Here is a 19,151-nt window from a genome sequence, read left to right as displayed (position 1 = left end):
GCGAATGATACCCACAAGAAAACCAGAGCCAGACTCATTTACAAAAGGTATATTAAGTATTCCTGAAATTGATTCCGTTATAAGAGAATTAAAAATTCTAAACCCTGGGCGTTCCGAAAAAAAGGAAATTTTGCCGGAAAGAAAGGGGATCCTAAAAAAGGTATTGATCGCAAACAGAGGAGAAATCGCTAAAAGATTCTTTTTAGCCTTAAGAGAAGAAGGTATCCGCTCAGTTGCAGTAGTAACAGACCCTGACAAAGAACAATCGTGGTATGAATCCGCAGACGAGATCATATACATTGGAAGTTCAGAAAAATATACGAATTCTCAGACAATAATAGCCGCAGCGCTACTTTCAGATTCAAATGCAGTGTATCCAGGATACGGGTTTTTGTCCGAAGACTTCAAATTTGTAGAATCTTTGGAAGAAGTCTCCCTAATATATAAAAAAAATATAATATTCATGGGACCAAAGGCTTCCGTTATGAGAAAGGTGGGGAACAAACTGGACGCTAGAAAATTAGCGTTAGAGAATGGGATCCCTCTTTTATTAGGAAGCGGACCGATCACCGGCGAAACAAAGATCGCAATCCAAGAAGCTGAGAAGGTCGGCTATCCACTCATGATCAAATTGGATAGCGGCGGTGGCGGTAAAGGAATGGTCATTGTTAGAAATTCCGAAGAACTAATTCCCGCAATAGAGAGCACTGTTCGGATCGGCATCCAATCCTACGGAAACGGGACCTTCTTCTTTGAAAAATATGTAGAGAGACCTGCTCACTTCGAAGTTCAAATTTTCAACTCTACTGCCGTTGGAATTCGAAAATGTGCAGTCCAAAGAAGAAACCAAAAAGTAGTGGAAGAAAGCGGAGAAACTTTTTTAGACGATAGAACCTTATTACAATTATTATCCTCTGCGGAAAAGATCGCTCATATCTCGGGTTACTCAGAAGGATGCGCTGCCGGGACCGTGGAGTTCCTACTAGATTGCGAAACGGGAAATTTCGGATTTTTAGAAATGAATACCAGATTGCAGGTAGAATATCCTGTGACGGATCAATCTCTCGGGATCGATCTGGCCAAATGGCAAATTTTATTTTTCGATAGAAGAGAGGAAGAGATCCCTTACGACTCGGTGATCAAAAGAAGGTTCTCTGACAGAAATCATTCTATCCAATGCAGGATCTACGCAGAAGATCCATTTCAAAATTACTCGCCTTCTCCGGGAAAAATAAAAGATCTAGAGCTGCCTACATTTAATGGAGTGCGTTGTGATTTCGGATTCAGAAAAGGTGATAGAGTATTAGGCGATTATGATCCTATGATCGGAAAATTGATCACTACCGGAACCACGAGAGAAGAGGCCCTACTCAGAATGGAAAGGGCACTATCGGATCTATATATCCGTGGGATCACAACAAATATTGAACAATTGCTCAAACTGATAAGACATGATCTTTTTCGTTCAGGGGAATATGATAATTTAATTTTATCTAATAATGAGGAGCTAACAAAAACGGAAAAAGAATCTGAAGAAGAAGGAGCGATCATCTGTTCTCTTGCTGAATGCGTTTTTATAACCGAGAATGACCTCAAACGATCCTTTAGAGATAGAGACCTCCCAAAATTACTTCATTCCCAAGAATCGGAATATTCTCTTTATGAATTTGAATTAAGATCGGAAACCAAAACGTACAAGACACGTTTATTCCGCACTTCAATTGCCGGTTACCGAATTTTACTGAATGGAAAAGATTTCGGAACTATCGGAGTTTCCGTCCGAGGAGAATTAGGAGAAGAATTTTTAGTAGAATTTGCAGGCAGGACAATCCCTGTTCGAGTAGATCGCAGGCCTTCTTTCCATTTAGTGAGATTTCCGGACAAACAAGGAAAACTCAGATACCTCCGATTCTCCATTCTTTCCAAAGATAATAAGAATAATATATCCAACGAAGGAATATTACGTTCTCCCTTCCAAGGAACATTCGTTAAGATCTGCAATAATCCTCGAACGAACGAGATTTGGAAAGAGGGAGAAATTATCCAAGAAGGAGATCCAATCTTAATCATTTCCGCAATGAAAATGGAAACAGTTCTAACTACACCTGTCGGAGGAAAACTTTCCTACCTATTAGAACATGGAGATAAGAGCAAATTAGTTCGTGGGATAACCGCTTCCGGGATGGTTTTAGGAAAAGGGCTCAGCGAAGGGGAAATACTCGCGAAAGTAGAAACAGAACAAAAAACAGAATCCAAAAAAGAATTAGAAAATATTAATATTTTAAGCGGATCCATATGGGAAGTCTGGCCTTCTATTGAAACGGATACCAAATTTAAGTTTCCTCCTTTAGAAAAAATTTCAAGTTCCGATCTTCGAATTTTATTAAAATCTTGGATACTCGGAACCTTTAGAGAACAAGATGCTGTAGAGAAAATAAATTCTCTACTTTCCAATTTCGAATTTGTAAAGTTATCCGATTCGGAAAATCGCCTTTGGGGAAACTTTTACATAGAAATTTTGAAATTCCACGTGTTAGTGAGAAGAATATTTTCATCCGATCCTGGAACAAAATTTTCCCACTATGGAGAGATACAAAGAGCGCTTTCTGAATGGGATACAGAAGGATATAATCCACCTAAGACCACAAAGAAACTTTTATCGAATGCATTTCATTACTATGGAATAAAACCCTGGAGTCCTCTTAGAAGAACGAAGAGCCAAAAAGATGCGTTTATATTTTTAGTAAAAGCTTATGCAAATCTTAGAGAAGGAAAAGAACTAGTCGCAAAACTTTTGGAGATACTTTCCATTTACGCTCCACCTACCCCGTCCATAGATCTTGCATTAAACGGGATCTTGTATTTAGAGGAAAGGGAGAAGGAAAGTTCACTCGAAAAAACGGTTAGAAGAATATTAAATTCCAGAGGAAATCGTCCGCAAAAATTTAAAGGGGGAGACGCCACCATTTCCAGAAAACATGTATTCGATTATGTACGTTTTCTAAAATCTCCTTGGTCCTCCGTATCTGAAGAAAGACCCGAAGTCTTAGAAGAAAAATTCAAAAGATCTTTCTCGGAAAACTTACAGTTAGTTCCGGAGAACTTTGATGAGTCTCTAACTTCTCAAATTAGAAAAAAACTAGAATATTGGCAAACCCAAGGAAATATCAAAAGATTATTCTCCCCTAGTCACGGACATTTTTTGTATTTCCTGGAGACAGAAAAAGAAAAACAATACATACTCTTCTCCACCTTAAGTGCCAAACCGGAAAAAGAAACGTCCAGATTCGATTTAGAAACAACTGCGAAAATAGGAGCCTGTATTTTACAAGGTTCCCAAATATTCAAAAAAGCGGATTTTTTCAGATTAGAGGTACTTGTCTCCGGATTCAAAGTAAAATTCGATCCGGGCTCCAACGAAGAAGAAGTATTCAATTATAATAATATAATGGAATCAGCAGGTTCTGTTCTGCGATTCTTCTTACACGGATTATACAGCCAATTCACAATGGATTTCCTTCCCGAAAATACTGAAAAAACAGTTACACTTTCCTTTTTCTTTAAAGATGGAAAGCTTAGAATGGACATTGCCCATCCGAACGATCCAAGATTTCCTTACTGCACTGGAACAGATCCAAAAGATCTGACAGTTTTCCAAAAGGGAAAATGGCCTTTGGAATGCTGGGTTTCGAAAGTATTCGATACGGACTCAACAAAAGAGATCACAATCCCTGGAACAGACGGACTTCTCAGAAAAAATCCTAAGACGGGCAAAGAAGAGATCTATATTCCAGGAGCAAAAATATTCGAGGGAAAAATCGGTGGAAAACCTGCATTATGTTTTTTTAAAGATTCCAGAGTGGCTGGCGGAGCAACGGGAGATTTAGAAGGAAGAAAATATATAGCAGCAGCTTACTACGCCTACCGAAAAGATATTCCTTTATATATCTGGAACGACGGAGCAGGAGCCAATATCAAAGAAGGAATGGTTTCTTTAAACAGAGCCGCAGAAGGTTTTTTCATGAATTCACTTTTAAGTACTGGCTTGAAAGCATCCGAATTCAGAGCTGCAATCGAATCACATTCAGATCTTGTGTTAAAAGAAGTTTGTTCCGAAACTGAAAAAAAATACGGATCAGAATTCAGAAAATATAATTCCGAAGATAAACCTAACTTTTGTTTTACAGTCGCAGTCGGAACAGGTTCATCTACAGGACTTGATGTTTATGGTTCTTCCCAAGCATCCTTGCAAGTCCTCTTAAATGAAGATGAATCATATCGAGTCTTAACAGGATCCTCAGTGATCGAATCAGTAACCGGTGAGAAATTCACAAATTACGAGATTGGTGGCGCTAAAATTATGGGCCAAGCCACAGGTACTGTGGATTTTGTAGCTAACGATAAGATCCAGCTCATCTGGATCATCAGAAGGATACAAGACTCTTTGTTGGGATGTAAACTTCCCTCGATAGAAAAAAATCAAAGAGTCATATCAGAAAATTGGAATGTTTTAGATGAAAACGAGCTAATTCATCACTCTGAAAGTGGATTCTTTTTACCAATCAAAGAAAACTATTCCGGTTCAGGATCCTTAGTTTCCGGATTCATTCGATTGGGAGAAACTTCTGTGCTATCCATGGGCCCAAGGACCAACGATGGATTTCACTCTCTACCATGTATCATAAAAGCGAAAGAATCAATTCGGATCGCAGAAAAGACGGGCGCAAGTTTACTTTTGGTCTACGGAAGTAAATGGTTCAGAAGTTCACATTTAGATGACTATGATTCCTTAAGGCCGAGAAGAGACTTTCAAAAAGAATTACAAAACTTTAAAGGAGCTTGCTTACATTTCGTAAAAAATCCGGAAGGACTTAGGGTTTCAGAACTCGCTTCGAGCGCAGATGTCTGGCTACTTTTAGAGCCGAATGAAAAAAGTAAACCCTCTGCCCGCAAAGAATTTTCGAATAAAAAGAGATGGGCAACATTCACTTCTAAAAGCGAATCGGAAGCTTATGAGATCATTAGAGAATTCTTCCATTTGTTAAATCATAGAAAGATCGACAATTCTCCAGCAGGTAAAGGCGAGATCAAACTTCCTAAAGAGATTACGGTTTCATACGATATGAAAGAAGAAATCGTTCGGAAAATTTTGGACGAGAATACTTTCTTAGAATTCGGAGAATGGGACCCTGGATCCAGCCTGATCACCGGACTAGGAAGAATACAAGGAAGAACCGTTGCGATCATCGCAGATCAGCCGAAAGGAGGAGGTTCTCCTGACGCACCAGGAACCGAAAAATTCAGAATATTTACAGAGTTTGCAAACAAACATTCCATTCCTATATTAATGATTTCTGATGCTCCAGGTTTTGTTCCGGGCACGAAACAAGAAAGAGCAAGAATACAACAAATCGGAGGAGAATCCTTGGATGTAAACGTTCTCTCCGAAATTCCAGTAGTCTCCATTGTATTAAGACAGAATTACGGGGGAAGACAGATCCATGCATTCAGTGGATTTTTAAGACCTGGGATCGCATACTATTCTTTAGCGGAAGCGACTCTTGCAGTGATGGGAGGAAACTCTGCATTCGATCTATTCCAAGGAGCAAAAGTCTCAACTCTCAGAAAAGAAGGGAATATTCAAGAAATTGAATCTATTCAAAAAGAATTTTTCGAATCTTTTACCAAAAAATCCAGAGCTGATTTTGATGCAAAGAATACCGGGGTCCTAGATGGAACCTTCGGATCTATTTCCGAACTAAGAGACGTTTTAAAAAAAGGCTTAGAAGAAGCGGATCTTAAGCTTTCTATTTGGAAAAAAAATAAAAACAAATATTCCGACGGAGAAGTATATCTCTGCCCTCAAAACCAGGGAGAAGATTGGAAAGATCTCATTCTACCTTAGTTTGAAAAATCAGTCTGTAGGAATTCCAACAGCGCGCTATTAAATCGCAAGTTGGTACTTCGCACTTCGCGGCGAAGTCTTCCTACAACTGAAATCCAGGATCTTCTATCTTTTTCGGATCGCGATCATCGCAATATCGTCAGAAAGTTTAGAAAACCCCGTTGCACTTAAATCTTGTTGCGTATGAGATTCCACATCCGTAACGATGACCTTGATCAACTCTTCCGGACGTTTTTCTCCATTCGCATGCAAAAGTTTTGCAAGTCTTTCTCGACTATACATGTCAGAGTTAGGACTTCTTGCTTCGTCTAACCCATCTGTATATTCAAAGAAAACATCTCCAGAATCCAAGGTTAAAGCCCTTCTTTCTATTGTAGTTTCAAAGAAAGAATTTTCATCCATACCGATAGGCAGACCACCTGCAGGAAGTTCTTTGATCTTTCCGTCGGAAGCATCAAAGAATAAAGGTTTCATATGGCCTGCAGAAATATATTCCAATCTGGAAGTGTTAGAATCAAAGATCGCTAAGAAGAATGTGATAAAAATATGATCAGGAGTATCTTCATATAAATACCCATTTGCTTCGAGTAAGATCTTCTTAAGATCTCTTTCTCCCTTTCGAAGAATTGCACGGATCTGAGCCCTGAAAAGAGCCATCACGATCGCGGGACCTACTCCGTGGTTGGAAACATCGCCGATACAGATCGCAATCTTTCCTCCACCTAATTCAATAAAATCGTAATAATCCCCGCCTACCCCGGTCATAGCCTTATAAAATGCTCCGAATTCTACGTAGTCATTTAAGCTAGAAGGAAGTTTTTCAGGAAGAAGTCGTTTTTGGATCTCTTCTGCGGCCAGAAGTTCTCCCTTCATCTCTTCTCTTTCCTTCAAACCATGAACCATGTCGTTTAGTGATTCGCTTAAGACGCCGATCTCGTCATACCCTGCAGGAGGAAATTCCACATTCAGATTACCTTCTCCAATTGATTCAGCGTTTTTACTGATAACCCTGATCCTGCGGACTACAAACCAAGCCAAACCGTAAGCTAAAAGAATTGCGATGGTCCCGATTATACCGGTGTATCGGATCATCTCTTCTCGATTGGATTTCATTTGGCGAATACCTTCGGTCCTATCTATTAGAATAATATTATATCCTAATAAGTCTTTGCGGAGAAGGTCATAAACGAGTCCTTTACCTTCTTCTTCTCCAGGTGCCACAAGAGGAGTAGAATCCAAGGCCCACATTACTTCTTCTGCCTCGCTTCTGCTCCGGACTAGAATTCCCGAATCCCAAGCAATGCCCTTAGGAGTTTTGGGAAGTTCCGTTTCGGAATTTCCGGAAAGGACCCATTCTCTCAAAAGTCTCCATTTGATCTTAACGGACTTTCTTTCATTTTCGTCCTTATAATATCTTCTGATACCTGCAGGCCCCGTTTTAAAAGGAATAAAAGTGAAATCTTCAAGTGCAGCTTCCCTCAAACCGAAAAATGCGTCTTCCGCTTTATGCTCATAGGAGTTTCCCCAGTCGCCTTTAGTAGATTCTAAACGGATTAAAGAATCCTTATATTCTTCTCCCTGAGATTCTAAGACTCGGATCTTTTCTTGGATCTCTTCCGGAGAAGTTTTATTCTCTCCTTCTTTAGGAGGGAATTTCAACATCTTCTCCCATTCGAGAATTTCTTTAGAAGTGTTTGCGATCTTGTCTTTTAGAGATTTATGGTCATCATTCCATTTTTTCTCATTCTTCTCAAATACAGAACCGTAAGGCTGAAGTTGCTCTAACTTAGTGTCTCTTTTTTTAAGCATCTGTCTATAAGCCAGAGCGAGATTTTTAAATTCTTTATCTGAAGAAGGTTTAGCCTTTCCGTCCTTGCGGAGTTCCGACATTCGCGCTTTTAATCTCTGGGAGATCTCCGCAATCTCTGCGGAAATTTTCCGATCTTCCTCTATATACTTTGCCCAATCTTTTGGATTTTCCGCGATCTCTTCTGCCATGGATCTGGATCTTTCCGCTGTACTTGGATTCCTGAAAACAGGACGATATACTACTTCGTATTGTCTTCCGCCTACTTCATAACTTTCCGGTTCGGATTTGTTTTGGATAACTTCCAATACATCCGTGTCTCCAAAAAGACCCTTGCGGCTTTCAGTAAAATCAGTCTGGGTAAGTAATTTTTTTCCTGTCTCCGAACTTTGAGAGAATAGTAAACCCGTATCCAAGGTTTCTTTACCGACTCTATCATATGCTAAAATTCTAATTTTATCCGGAAGAAGTCCCAAAGAAGAAATCCGATCTTTAAAAGATCCTCTGAAAAAATTCTGGAGCGCTTTTGTTAACGCAGTCTCTCCTGATGCAGCCCTTTTCTCACCATCCGGGATCGCTTTTTCTGCAGCCTTTCGTTCCTTCTCCAATTTATCCTTATCTGTAAGATAAGCTTTTTTCTTTTTAGGGTCTAAATCAGGCTTTGCCAGTTCCGCATCTAAAAATTTAACTTCTTCCGTAATTTCTTCTATTCTGATCTTAGAAGTTTCTGCACTGATCCTGGCAAGAGCTGTTTTTTCCGCAATGGATCTGATCTTTTCATAAACTGGAGCGTCAATCGGAGCTCCATTCTCTTTTCTTAATTCGTTACGAACCTTGGATTCGAATTCTTGGATCTCTTTTTCAGAAAGATATCTTGTAAAATAAGTATCTACAGATTTATAAACATTTCCCCTTTTAACGTTCAAACCGATGGATTGGCCGAGAGCTTTTAATGCTCCGAAGAACCCGCCTTCCTTTTGGACAACTGTCCTTTTGAACTTACTGAGTTGTTTCTTCTTCTCTTTTACTCTGACCTTGAATTCTTCTATCAGGATCATACTTCGGCTCAGATTCTCAAGATCCAAAACGACCGAGTTCACATATTCCAAAGGAGCCTTTAGCTCTGACTCTAACTTCTCTTCTAAAGCTTTTGTCTGCTGGGAATAATGTATTATAGAAGTAAAACCTAATATAGAGATGACCAATGCGGCCGTAAAAAAAGAAAGTTTTGCCCGGATGCCAGGAAGAACCGCTCTTAAGAATTTATTTTTAATCATCTTATTATCTCGTATGGATCAGAGTGAGTTTGTTGCGCGAAGGATTTTTGAGACGTTGGTAACGTACGACCATTATCTTTTTAATGGAACGTAATCCGAAACCTCCGTCAGCCCCGCTTTCATATAATTCCTTCCAGGTTTCGCTTTTTTCTTTGGTGGGATCGAAAGGAATACCTTGGTCCAGGATGGAGAACTTCCAGCTTCCTTTGTTCTTTTTCATTCTTAATTCAATTTTAGAAGAGTCCGGTTCCGTAAACCCATGTTCTATTACATTAGTCATAGCTTCATCTAGACAGAATACGATCCTGCCCTTTACTATATCCGAACATTCTTCTCCTAAAAATTCGCGGACCTCTCCCCGAATTTTAGAAAGTTCATCCAGATCGACGGAGTAATATAGGATTTTTTCCGGAGAGGAATCCATCAGAGGATTCAAACCCCGCCTAACGCGTCATTTAAAGAAGGAAATACTCTCACCTTTTTGGTGAAATACATCAGTTCCATCGTATCCTTTACTTCCTTTTTAAGGCTGCAAAAAACGATCTCGCCCGATTTTTCCTTCAGAAATTTTTGGATGGAGTTCAAAACACCTATCCCTGCAGAAGCGATATAAGTAAGGGCGGAACAATCGCAGATGATCGTTTTGATCCCGTTTCCTACTGCCGCTTCCAATTTGATTTTTAGATCCGGAGCAGTTTTAGCATCGATCTCTCCTGCGACTGTGAGGATCAATTTACTTCCGTCCACTTTTTCGTTAAATGTCAGGTTCGCCATTTACACACCCTTCCTTAATTCTTTCATTAAATCCTTCGCTTGGATGATTCCGTATAATTTTCTTTCTAAGGAGTCTATTTCGTAGTAATACTTAGTATTCGGATCCCCTTCGAAAATATGAGCGTATTTCCGAATACCTTGGATCGCCTTCTTAGCGTTTCCTTCTAATATACCTTTTGTTATTGAAAAGTAAAGTTCTATGGCGAGAGAATCTCTTAAAGTTTCCTTAAATCCAACTTCACGTTTTCCTAATGCATCTAAAAGATTTTCCACCTCTTGTTCGCTATATGTTTCCGAGTCGCTGTAGTTAATTATGTATCTGGAAAGTAGTTTTTTGCAACGAACCAGGTTATTTACCTTTGCTGCGGAAAGTATTTGTTGATATAAAGTATGCACTTCAGTATCTAGATATACCTTTTGCCTGGTTCCATCCAATTTTACCGGTTCAAATGCGGACTTTAATTCTTCTTTAGAAAAATTCTTAATCGAATCTTCAAAGAGTTTTTCGTTATTACTACTAGTGACTTTTTCGAACTCTTTTAGAGGTTTTTCTAATACGGCTATAAATTCCAAAGCTTCCGGAGAAACAGCTACACTTCCCGTCTCCTGTATCCTTTCCAAAAAGAAAATACAAGAGTCACCTAAAGCGGAGAGACTTTCTATAATTGCTTGAGAGATCAAACGTTTGCATTGATGAGGGATCGTATGCAGATAAGAAGGATTATTAGAATCTTCTTGGATCTTATCAATCATCTTACTTGCTGCAAGTGCAGAATGAGATTTTTCCTTCTCCCAACCCGCATAGATAAACGGATCGTATAGATACTTTTTAAAATTCTTTTTGCCGGACATGGCAAGAAGTCGGATGATTTTTACAAGTTCCTGTGCGAGATCCGAGGGGATCGATGTTCTTTTTTCGGCCATATTCCCAGGTCAGAATCATTTTATAAGGTCTTAAAAAGCATAGCAAATTCCGAAATTCGAATAGATTCCGGAAGAAAGTAATAGGACATAATTTTACGACGAACTATAAATGGATTTCAGAATTGTAACAAATTCTATTTAAGTCGATTCGATACTGATTTTTATGACATCCGCTAAATTTCTGAATTCGTCCACAATCTTTAGAATCTCAAAATCTCGAGGCATAGCGATCGTAAGTTTGATCTGGGCGTTCTTAGTTTGATAATCTTGCATAAAAGATTCTGAAACCAATCTTAACTTATTTCTTAATAATAATTCTTTAAACCCTTTTCGATGAAATTTTTTCTGTTTCAGGTCCAGGATCAAAACCTTATATTCGTATTTTCCAAAATACCTTTCTTCCACCAAATCGAATAGGACTAGAATGATCAAAGTAGCAACGGTGGTTAAAAATCCTGCATAGTATAAACCTGCACCAACAAGCAAACCGATCGCAGATACAATCCAGATAGAAGCGGCAGTATTCAATCCTTTCACAGTCAGTCCGAATTTCATGATTGCACCCGCGCATAAAAAACCGACTCCGGAAACCACCTGAGCAGCAATCCTAGAAGGATCTCCGCCCACTACTGAATAAAATTCCGGAATAAAAATGGATAATAACATCAAGACAGTAGAAGCAAGACCGATCAAAATATGGGTCCTAAAACCGGCCCCGTGATTTTTGCCTTCTCTGTTCCAGCCTACCGCGCCAGCAAAAAGAATGATCAAAGCCACCCGAATGCTTACCGTGATGGTATCGATCGTTTTAGAATCCAAAATGGTTAGAAATTCCTGCATATTCCAAGGAATGATCTAAGGTTTCAGTCGGTAAACTTCTTTTAGAAAATCCGGATCTCTACTTAATAAGGCAGACATGTGGATCTTATCCCATTTTAAAGGATCTCCCGCTTTATCCAGAGCGACCCCGCCTGCTTCTTCCAGCGCAAGAACTCCGGCAGCAAAGTCCCAGATCTTGGCTCCGCTTAAGTTCATGAATAGATCCGTCTTGCCTTCTAATAATTCTAAAAATCCTGCACCGGTGGCGGCTAGCGCACGAGTCGCTAAAGTATTTTTACTGGCGCTTGTTATCCAACGATAGTCCTCGTCTTGGAAAGTATTATTGATCTCAAGCGAAAGAACGGAACGATCCAGACTTCCTCCTTGTTTCAGCAGGATCTTTCTATCATTGATAAAAGTGCCTTCTCCTCTCTGCGAGGTAAGATAAGTATCCAAGGCTGGAAAATAAATACATCCTACTTTTGGAGATCCATTTTCCACATAAGATAAAATTACGCTGAACTCTTTGATACCTCTGGAAAACAAAGTCGTTCCGTCTAACTCGTCGCATACGATAAAAGTTTTAGGAAGAGGTTCCGAATTATTCTGCTCTTCCATTACTAAAGGAACTCCGGGAAATTCTTTTTTGAGAATTTCCTCTAGAACTCGATGGGAATCCAAGTCTGCTTGGGTTAAAACCTGCATCGGATCTTTCAGATCGAATTCGGATTCTTTTCCGAATAATTTTAAGATCTCTATTCCGGCAGATTTAGATGCAAATTTGAAAACGGATAAAATTTTAGAAAGATCGGTCATTCTAAAAACAGAAAGCCGTTAATTCGGATTTTCTGTTTGTGTATTAGGAGCCGGCTCGGAAGTTTCCATATCATCCAGGATAGAAGGCCTTTTCGGTTTCTTCTTCTTTTCTTTTTCTTCCTTAGGCATGGAAATAGTTCTGATTTGGATATATTTTCCAAATACCCAACCTTGGACTGTTTCAGTAAATGCGTCCTTATATTTGGTATTTACCAAAACCTTATAATAAAAGTCTTCAATCCTCTGGCCTTCGATCGGAATAATATATGCTACCGAGTGTTTACTGATTACCTTACCTACTTCCCCGGCTTCCAAATCACGGATTTTAGGTGCTCCTACATAAGGCTCTCTTAAGAGAGGAGTATTATCGGAAATAATAGTCATATATTTTCCGACAGCTTTTAGCTTATACAGTCTAGCGCTGATCTCGTTTACTATACTTTCCGAATCAGCATTAGCATTCAAAATTCTTAATAATGCAAAGATCGCAAACGAATTTTTCTGTTCTGTCAAAGTATCTAGGATCTGATTTCTCAAATTCGTCTTATCTTTGAAAGAATCCTCCAAAATTTTCATGGAAGTCCTGGTCTTATGCCTTCCCAGAGCTTCCACTGCAGCTTTTTGGAATTCTTCGTCTTCTGAATTCAGATAATCTATAAATATGCGAAGGTCTTCAGGAACTTGGTAATACCCGAGACCTAAAAGAGTTGCCTTTACGATTTCCTTATCATCGGATTTAAGACCTTTTTTTAATAGAACTTCCCTTGCACCAGGATCTAATGTTTTACCCATTCCCCGGAAAGAAGCTACTCTGATCTCCCTGTCCGATGACTTAGCGCCTATATAAAAATAATCTAATGAACTTCTGGAACCTATGTCTGCGAGTCCCTTATATGCCGCCTGACGTACCCATTCTCCATCACGATCTATCATCTTATGAAGGATCTTAACTCCTACCGGGCTTTTCAATCTTCCCAAAGCCAAAGCTGCTGCTGCCCTAACTCTTGGAATTGGATGGGTCAGTCCGAAATGCTTTAATCTGGCATAATTGTATGTAGCTTCAGCTTCAAAAACCTTCAATAAACCTGTTTTTAAAAGATCATTATAACGTTTGGATTCAGGATCCAAGACGGGCTTTTTAGGTTTTTTCTTATTAGTTTCTTGGTCGTCGGAAGAAGAAGGATCCTCGGTCTCCGAAGAACTATTTCCTACATCGGAAGTATTATTAGTATCTTCAGGAGTTTGAGCGAAAACGGGTGAAAACCAGACTGCAAGGGCGGCCATCAATAATAAGCCTGGAAATAAAAATCTGAAATTCAATAGGGAAAACATTCTTTTAATCGAAAAGCAAGCCTGTGTCCAAGAAACATTTCCTTGTGCTAGCCTCTATTCTTTTTTTCGACCATCCGTTATCGTGCGTTTACCTTTTTTTAGGCCGAAATCCTCGATTACAAGTAATGTAACCATAAAAGTAATAATTTCTTTCCAGAACAGGATATAGATTTGTCTTCTATACCTTTATATCTATAGAATTCGATCTTCTAACGCTTTTTTACGATCGGAACTGCTTGACTCTCCTTTTGAGAAATGGTACCGTCTAATTCTTAGAGAAGAGGCAAATTTATCAGTAAGCTCAGCGGAAACCTTTCCGGACTCAAGTCCAATCAGATCCAAAGACTCAAAAAACTCTCCGAGCGTAGAATTCGGGAAAACGTGATTATCACACCCGAAGTTTCCAGAACACTCACAGAACTTTCCTTCGAAATCAGCAGACAAATCGGGATCCTAATCGATAGAAATGGTTACGTAACTCACGTGATCGTGGGATCGGATAGTTCCATAGATATCCCTTGGTTGGATCGTATCAGGACATCCGAAGCTAGGTTGCGAGGTTTAAGACTAGTACATAGCCATCTCAAAGAGGAAAGTCTGAACCAGGAAGATCTTACAGACTTAGCTTTATTACGTTTAGATTATATAACTGCAATTACAATGGACGAAAAGGGCCTTCCTAGGTCTTATTATTCCGCACATGTAAATCCGGAAGACGAAGAAGGAGAGCCTTGGGTTATTCTTCCTAAAAAAGTTCCGGGACAATTAGAAGAAGGTATCCTAGACGATATTCTGGAAATCGAAGGAAGAATGACCAGATATCGTAAGAATCTAAAAGGTGCTCAAAAAGAAAACAGAGCCTTTTTAGTAGGTGTATATCCGGAGAACAATCGGATACGCCCTCCTGCACAATCCATCCAAGAATTAAAGGAACTATGCAGAACAGCAGGAGTCCACGTCGTTGATTCATTCATCCAAAGAAAAAATCGTTTAGATCCTTCTACTGTATTAGGAAAAGGTAAATTAGAAGAGATCGTATTAAAAGCAATCCAGAAACAAGTAGAACTGTTAGTATTCGATCTTGAATTGTCTCCTTCTCAAGCAAAGAAGATCTCAGATTATGCGGATCTAAAAGTTTTAGATAGGACCCAATTGATCTTGGATATTTTTGCAAGAAATGCAACAAGCAGAGACGGTAAACTCCAAGTAGAACTTGCACAATTAAAATATCTGAAAGGAAGACTTTCCGAGTTGGATGATAATATGTCCAGGCTCACCGGGGGAATCGGAGGAAGAGGACCTGGAGAAACAAAACTCGAGATCGGAAAACGTAGGGTAGAAGAAAGAATTTCCAGACTAGAACAAGAACTTAAGTCCTTGAAAAAACGAAGAGAGATCGCAAGAAGAAGACGTAAGAAAAACGAAATCCCTGTTTGCGGTATCGTTGGTTATACAAACGCAGGAAAGTCCACTCTACTGAATGCGATGACAAATTCTTCCGTATTATCCGAAGACAAGTTATTTGCAACATTAGATCCAACATCCAGAAGGATACGTTTCCCGGAAGAAAGAGAGATCATCATTTCCGATACTGTGGGATTTATCCACGATCTTCCCCCTGAACTTTCTAACGCATTTAAAGCGACTCTGGAAGAATTGGGAGATTCCGATCTTTTAGTCCATGTGGTGGATGTTTCCAATCCTGAATTCAGACAACAAATGGAAGCAGTCGAAACTATATTAGAAGATTTGAATCTATCCGATATTCCTAGGATCTTAGTATTCAACAAAATAGATGGACTACCGGAAGAAGTTAGAAACGAACTTCTAAGAGAAGCGGATCTGGACACGATCTATGTATCCGCCACCCAGGGATTTGGATTAAACACTCTGTTAAATCGAATAGAAGAGAGAATATACTCGCAAGCTGAGGCAAAACTTTCTAGCACTAAACTTTGGGAAGAAGATGAAGAATTGGAAGAGGAAACGGAAAAAACCTATGTTTAACGCAGGTTTGGACGTTTTACACTAGGTTGGCGTTAAACAAGACCGGCTAATTTTTCCTGGTCCATAGCCAATCGGATCACAGAATTGATATAAGTTTCCCTGTCCGATCTTCCGGTGATATAATCTTGATACACGGATTGCAAGAGCAAATAAAACATATTCTTTCGGCCCCTACAAGAATGTTCGGACCGACTTACTCTTCTCATAAGCCTTTTTTAAGCCTTAGACTTTTTTCTTGCTCCTAGATCCAAACGGGGAAACTTGAATAAAGTGGCCATTCTTTCCGAAATACAGATCCGAGAACTAAAGAATTCCCTGGAAAATTCCGGTCTACCCTACCGGGAAAATCAGGATTTGAGCGTTCATTGCTCCTTTAAGATCGGAGGAATATCTCCCATAATGGTCGAACCTGAAACCCAGGAACAAATCCTGGAAACTCTATCCTTATTCAAAAAGCTGGACCTGCCTTGGAAGATACTCGGAGGCGGCACCAATATTTTAATCTCAGATCATCCGAATGATTTTGTGATCTTAAAGCTTTCCGGTGGATTTAAAGAATACAAAGAAATGGAAGAAGGTTTCTTCCAAGTGGGAGCCGCAACGAATACAACTCCAGTGTTCCGACAAATCTCTCAGAAGGGATATACAGGCGCAGAATTTTTAAGCACGATCCCAGGTTGGACAGGCGGAGCAGTCATCCAAAATGCAGGATGTTATGGAGGAGAACTTTTCGATCTCATCCAAGAAGTGGAATTCTTAAGAAACGGAGAAGTTCTCAAAAGAAAACCTTCCGAGATAGAACACGGCTATCGATTCACCGAATTCTTAAAAAGGAAAGATTCTATTATTCTTTCCATTCTAATTAAATTGAAACCGGGAAATTTAGAGGAAATTGAAGCTTCTCTCAAAGAAAAAAGAGATAAACGAAATTCTTCTCAACCTCAGAACAAAAAAAGTGCCGGTTCCATGTTCAAAAACCCTAAGATATTCGACGAACAAGGAAAAGAGATCAAAGCTTGGCAATTTATAGACAAGGTAGGCCTGAGAGGTTTACAAATAGGTGGGGCTCAAATCTCTCCGGAGCATTGTAATTTTATAGTGAATACTGGAGGAGCAAAGGCCTCCGATGTATATGGACTTGTAAATACCGTCCAAGAAAAAGTGGAAAAAGAAACCGGTGTCATATTACAAAGAGAAGTGGAATACTTCGGTTCCATTCCTTAATTCCAGGAAAACCAAATGCCAGTAGTTCGAGATCCTGAAGATAAAAAAGAAAGAATACTAACCTCTGCCTTAAGGTTATTCACCGAAAAAGGTTTTGAAGGAACTCCTATACCGGATCTAGCCAAAGATGCAGGTATAGGTGCCGGAACTATATATAGATATTATAAGAATAAAGAAGAATTGGTAAACGAACTCTATCGTTTCTGGAAAAACAAATTAAGAGAAACTCTTGCAGAAAATTATCCTGAAAAAGCAAAATCCAAGGACTTATTCGTTCATTTATGGAAGGCACTCGCAACCTTCTATCACCGTTACCCGGAAGCTTTTGAGTTTTTAGAATTACACTACCATTCTCCTTATTTGGACCAGGCAAGCAAGAAGGCAACTTCTCAAACTATGGAGTTCATTTGTACATTCTTAGAACAAGCAAAAGCCAAAGGAGATATCAAATCTGACCTTGGTTCCATGGAGCTTGTTTCCTTATGTTATGGAAGTTTTGTAGGAATGGTGAAGATGGCCAAGGGTGGTTATATCCGCCTTTCCGCTGAGACATTACAAGCTTCCGGCCTAACTCTCTGGAAAGCATTGGCAAAATAAGCACTCCGCTATTCTAAAATTTATTCCTTAAGAAATAAGAATCCTTCCAAGCCAGATTCTTAATGAAAGCGGAAACAATATTCCACATTATGTATTCTTAAAATCCCAATTTATCATTTCTCAAATAACATCTCTTTCTAATATGCTTATATAAATGATAGATAGCTGGGAGAAATCGTTTGTCCGTAGCACCTTCTTTAGCTCTTCTTTGCTCAGCGATATTTTTTTATATTAAATCTGACAGACGAAAGCTCTCTTTAGCCTTCACTTCAATTGCTTCTTTAATGGCCTTATGGTCAATATTGTTATTCTGCTTAGAATCAGGACTAAATCTTGAATTTAAATTAATCATAGTGCATTTAATTCCAATTCCTCCTCTTTTCATTCCATATTTAGTGAACTATATTATTCGAAACTATTCAAATCCAAATAACTTAACGCCGATCCCATATCGCTTTGCAATAGCCCATATCGTTGCAATTATTCTATTTTCGATATTATTTGTTCTGAAGATAGAATCCCCATTTTCATTCAATGGATCTTCATTTTATTTTCAAGGTGGCTTAATCTATAATCTTTCTATATTTTATATTTATACTGCACTTGTTTGGGGAATGGGCAGGATCATTTATAATATGTTCAAAGGAAATTATTTCGAAAAACTTCATTCTATTTATCTTTTTACGGGAATTTTATTCTCCTGTCTATTCTCCATCGGGTTTCTCTTATTCAGCTCCTCAAAAGAATTGGTCCATAATTCAATTTTGGCCATCGGATTAATTTTTTTCCTATGGTTTAGTTGGATACCTGTTACAAAGTACAGATTGTTTAACGTAGACATAGAGGATTTCGGGAAAGATCTTAGAAGTCCTAGAATTTCTTCAATTGTTATAACAATTAATCGATATCTGTTAAATAAAATCGATCCAATCGGATACAAAGAAATCTGCGACAGATACGAAAAATTAAAAGCGGAAGAACTTAAACATATTCAAATGTCCGGCATTCAGCGCCTCTTATTGGGCAAAGTTTCACCAATTGAATATTTAGCGGAGGCTTCTGAAAAGATAACAAAATTATTTTTTAATTAGATCTACAAAAGAAAGCCGTACTTTTAATCAATCGTATACTTTTTTTTCTAAGCTCAATAATTGTTTATATGCTAGTTCATAAGAGGATCGAGGTAAATTCATAGTCAGCGAAATTGCCGATCGTAAATCCTTATTTTTCTTTTCTTGCAGAAGCTTATGACACAAATTGATTATCAGTTCTTTGTCAGTTAACTCCAATTTCAAGGCTAAATCAATAACCCTTCTCATTTGAACGTCTTCTTTTACTTTTTGGGACTTAACAAGATCAGCCACTTGGTCGCCAAAAATTGAAATCTGTTCTTCCGTGCTAGCCTGCCAGAGCCCTTTGCCGGTCTTTATGTAGATTTTTGATATTCCTAGCTGAATTAAGAGCTCATTTAAAATTAATTCCTCTATTTTATCATCGTTTCGGGCCCATCTTTGAAACGTGTGCTGAGTAATCTTTACTTTTTCCACAGCTCGCTGTATCCCATATTGCTGTACTGCGTATAACAGCCGTTTACCTTCAGATCCTAGGGCCCGAGAGGATTTTAATGTTTCAGGGTCCTTAACTTTCTTCATTTTTGAACCTTAGATAA

14 protein-coding genes are annotated in these 19,151 nt (G+C 38.9%); 5 read left to right on the top strand and 9 right to left on the bottom strand.

What is annotated here, in order from left to right; all coding sequences use genetic code 11:
• Nucleotides 1–4: 4 nt before the first annotated feature.
• Nucleotides 5–5,905 (top strand): carboxyl transferase domain-containing protein, encoded by a 5,901-nt coding sequence (locus tag CH352_RS01025; protein WP_100706565.1) that lies wholly within the window; start codon nucleotides 5–7, stop codon nucleotides 5,903–5,905.
• Between the two features lie 105 nt (nucleotides 5,906–6,010).
• On the opposite strand, the gene CH352_RS01020 is transcribed toward CH352_RS01025, so the two are convergent.
• From CH352_RS01020 to CH352_RS00990, 7 genes are all read right to left on the bottom strand, one after another.
• A complete protein-coding gene (locus tag CH352_RS01020) occupies nucleotides 6,011–8,989 on the bottom strand; it encodes a PP2C family protein-serine/threonine phosphatase (RefSeq protein WP_100706566.1) in 2,979 nt (992 codons plus the stop codon).
• A gap of 4 nt (nucleotides 8,990–8,993) precedes the next feature.
• Nucleotides 8,994–9,413 (bottom strand): ATP-binding protein, encoded by a 420-nt coding sequence (locus CH352_RS01015; protein ID WP_100706611.1) that lies wholly within the window; start codon nucleotides 9,411–9,413, stop codon nucleotides 8,994–8,996.
• Between the two features lie 8 nt (nucleotides 9,414–9,421).
• Nucleotides 9,422–9,763 (bottom strand): STAS domain-containing protein, encoded by a 342-nt coding sequence (locus CH352_RS01010; protein WP_086447289.1) that lies wholly within the window; start codon nucleotides 9,761–9,763, stop codon nucleotides 9,422–9,424.
• The gene (locus CH352_RS01005; protein ID WP_100706567.1) at nucleotides 9,764–10,687 is read right to left on the bottom strand and encodes a hypothetical protein; all 924 of its coding nucleotides are present in this window, start codon (nucleotides 10,685–10,687) and stop codon (nucleotides 9,764–9,766) included.
• A gap of 138 nt (nucleotides 10,688–10,825) precedes the next feature.
• Nucleotides 10,826–11,527 carry an MgtC/SapB family protein gene (locus CH352_RS01000; RefSeq protein WP_100706568.1) on the bottom strand — a complete coding sequence of 234 codons (702 nt, stop codon included), beginning with the start codon at nucleotides 11,525–11,527 and terminating at the stop codon, nucleotides 10,826–10,828.
• A 15-nt stretch (nucleotides 11,528–11,542) separates the two neighbouring features.
• Nucleotides 11,543–12,322, bottom strand: a complete 780-nt coding sequence (locus CH352_RS00995; protein ID WP_100706569.1) for an inositol monophosphatase family protein — start codon at nucleotides 12,320–12,322, stop codon at nucleotides 11,543–11,545.
• 18 nt (nucleotides 12,323–12,340) lie between these two features.
• Nucleotides 12,341–13,654 (bottom strand): HEAT repeat domain-containing protein, encoded by a 1,314-nt coding sequence (locus CH352_RS00990; protein ID WP_243396302.1) that lies wholly within the window; start codon nucleotides 13,652–13,654, stop codon nucleotides 12,341–12,343.
• A gap of 336 nt (nucleotides 13,655–13,990) precedes the next feature.
• On the opposite strand from CH352_RS00990, the gene hflX reads away from it, so the two are divergent.
• A complete protein-coding gene (gene hflX, locus CH352_RS00985) occupies nucleotides 13,991–15,661 on the top strand; it encodes a GTPase HflX (RefSeq protein ID WP_341476371.1) in 1,671 nt (556 codons plus the stop codon).
• A 32-nt stretch (nucleotides 15,662–15,693) separates the two neighbouring features.
• Here hflX and CH352_RS19200 read toward each other — a convergent pair whose 3' ends face one another.
• Nucleotides 15,694–15,819 carry a hypothetical protein gene (locus tag CH352_RS19200; RefSeq protein ID WP_279305031.1) on the bottom strand — a complete coding sequence of 42 codons (126 nt, stop codon included), beginning with the start codon at nucleotides 15,817–15,819 and terminating at the stop codon, nucleotides 15,694–15,696.
• 112 nt (nucleotides 15,820–15,931) lie between these two features.
• Between CH352_RS19200 and murB the strand changes: the two genes are divergently transcribed.
• The 3 genes from murB to CH352_RS00970 all read left to right on the top strand — a co-directional run bounded on the left by murB (nucleotide 15,932) and on the right by CH352_RS00970 (nucleotide 18,573).
• The gene (gene murB, locus CH352_RS00980; RefSeq protein ID WP_100706613.1) at nucleotides 15,932–16,885 is read left to right on the top strand and encodes a UDP-N-acetylmuramate dehydrogenase; all 954 of its coding nucleotides are present in this window, start codon (nucleotides 15,932–15,934) and stop codon (nucleotides 16,883–16,885) included.
• A 15-nt stretch (nucleotides 16,886–16,900) separates the two neighbouring features.
• On the top strand, nucleotides 16,901–17,482 hold the full coding sequence (locus tag CH352_RS00975) for a TetR/AcrR family transcriptional regulator (RefSeq protein WP_100706571.1): 582 nt from the start codon (nucleotides 16,901–16,903) through the stop codon (nucleotides 17,480–17,482).
• 179 nt (nucleotides 17,483–17,661) lie between these two features.
• Entirely contained in the window at nucleotides 17,662–18,573 is a 912-nt protein-coding gene (locus CH352_RS00970) for a histidine kinase N-terminal 7TM domain-containing protein (RefSeq protein WP_100706572.1), read from the top strand.
• A gap of 27 nt (nucleotides 18,574–18,600) precedes the next feature.
• Here CH352_RS00970 and CH352_RS19110 read toward each other — a convergent pair whose 3' ends face one another.
• On the bottom strand, nucleotides 18,601–19,134 hold the full coding sequence (locus CH352_RS19110; RefSeq protein WP_243396303.1) for a hypothetical protein: 534 nt from the start codon (nucleotides 19,132–19,134) through the stop codon (nucleotides 18,601–18,603).
• Nucleotides 19,135–19,151 lie beyond the last annotated feature (17 nt).

This window comes from Leptospira hartskeerlii (assembly GCF_002811475.1).
Classification (GTDB): domain Bacteria; phylum Spirochaetota; class Leptospiria; order Leptospirales; family Leptospiraceae; genus Leptospira_B; species Leptospira_B hartskeerlii.
The sequence above is the reverse complement of the archived record's forward strand: the minus strand, read 5'-3'. Positions and strand labels throughout refer to the sequence as shown.

Bases quoted from the DNA above. Each gene is read 5' to 3' on its own strand.
- CH352_RS01025 (WP_100706565.1), top strand. From the start codon at position 5: ATGATACCCACAAGAAAACCAGAGCCAGACTCATTTACAAAAGGTATA.
- CH352_RS01020 (WP_100706566.1), bottom strand. From the start codon at position 8,989: ATGATTAAAAATAAATTCTTAAGAGCGGTTCTTCCTGGCATCCGGGCA.
- CH352_RS01015 (WP_100706611.1), bottom strand. From the start codon at position 9,413: ATGGATTCCTCTCCGGAAAAAATCCTATATTACTCCGTCGATCTGGAT.
- CH352_RS01010 (WP_086447289.1), bottom strand. From the start codon at position 9,763: ATGGCGAACCTGACATTTAACGAAAAAGTGGACGGAAGTAAATTGATC.
- CH352_RS01005 (WP_100706567.1), bottom strand. From the start codon at position 10,687: ATGGCCGAAAAAAGAACATCGATCCCCTCGGATCTCGCACAGGAACTT.
- CH352_RS01000 (WP_100706568.1), bottom strand. From the start codon at position 11,527: ATGCAGGAATTTCTAACCATTTTGGATTCTAAAACGATCGATACCATC.
- CH352_RS00995 (WP_100706569.1), bottom strand. From the start codon at position 12,322: ATGACCGATCTTTCTAAAATTTTATCCGTTTTCAAATTTGCATCTAAA.
- CH352_RS00990 (WP_243396302.1), bottom strand. From the start codon at position 13,654: ATGTTTTCCCTATTGAATTTCAGATTTTTATTTCCAGGCTTATTATTG.
- CH352_RS19200 (WP_279305031.1), bottom strand. From the start codon at position 15,819: ATGTTTTATTTGCTCTTGCAATCCGTGTATCAAGATTATATCACCGGA.
- CH352_RS00975 (WP_100706571.1), top strand. From the start codon at position 16,901: ATGCCAGTAGTTCGAGATCCTGAAGATAAAAAAGAAAGAATACTAACC.
- CH352_RS19110 (WP_243396303.1), bottom strand. From the start codon at position 19,134: ATGAAGAAAGTTAAGGACCCTGAAACATTAAAATCCTCTCGGGCCCTA.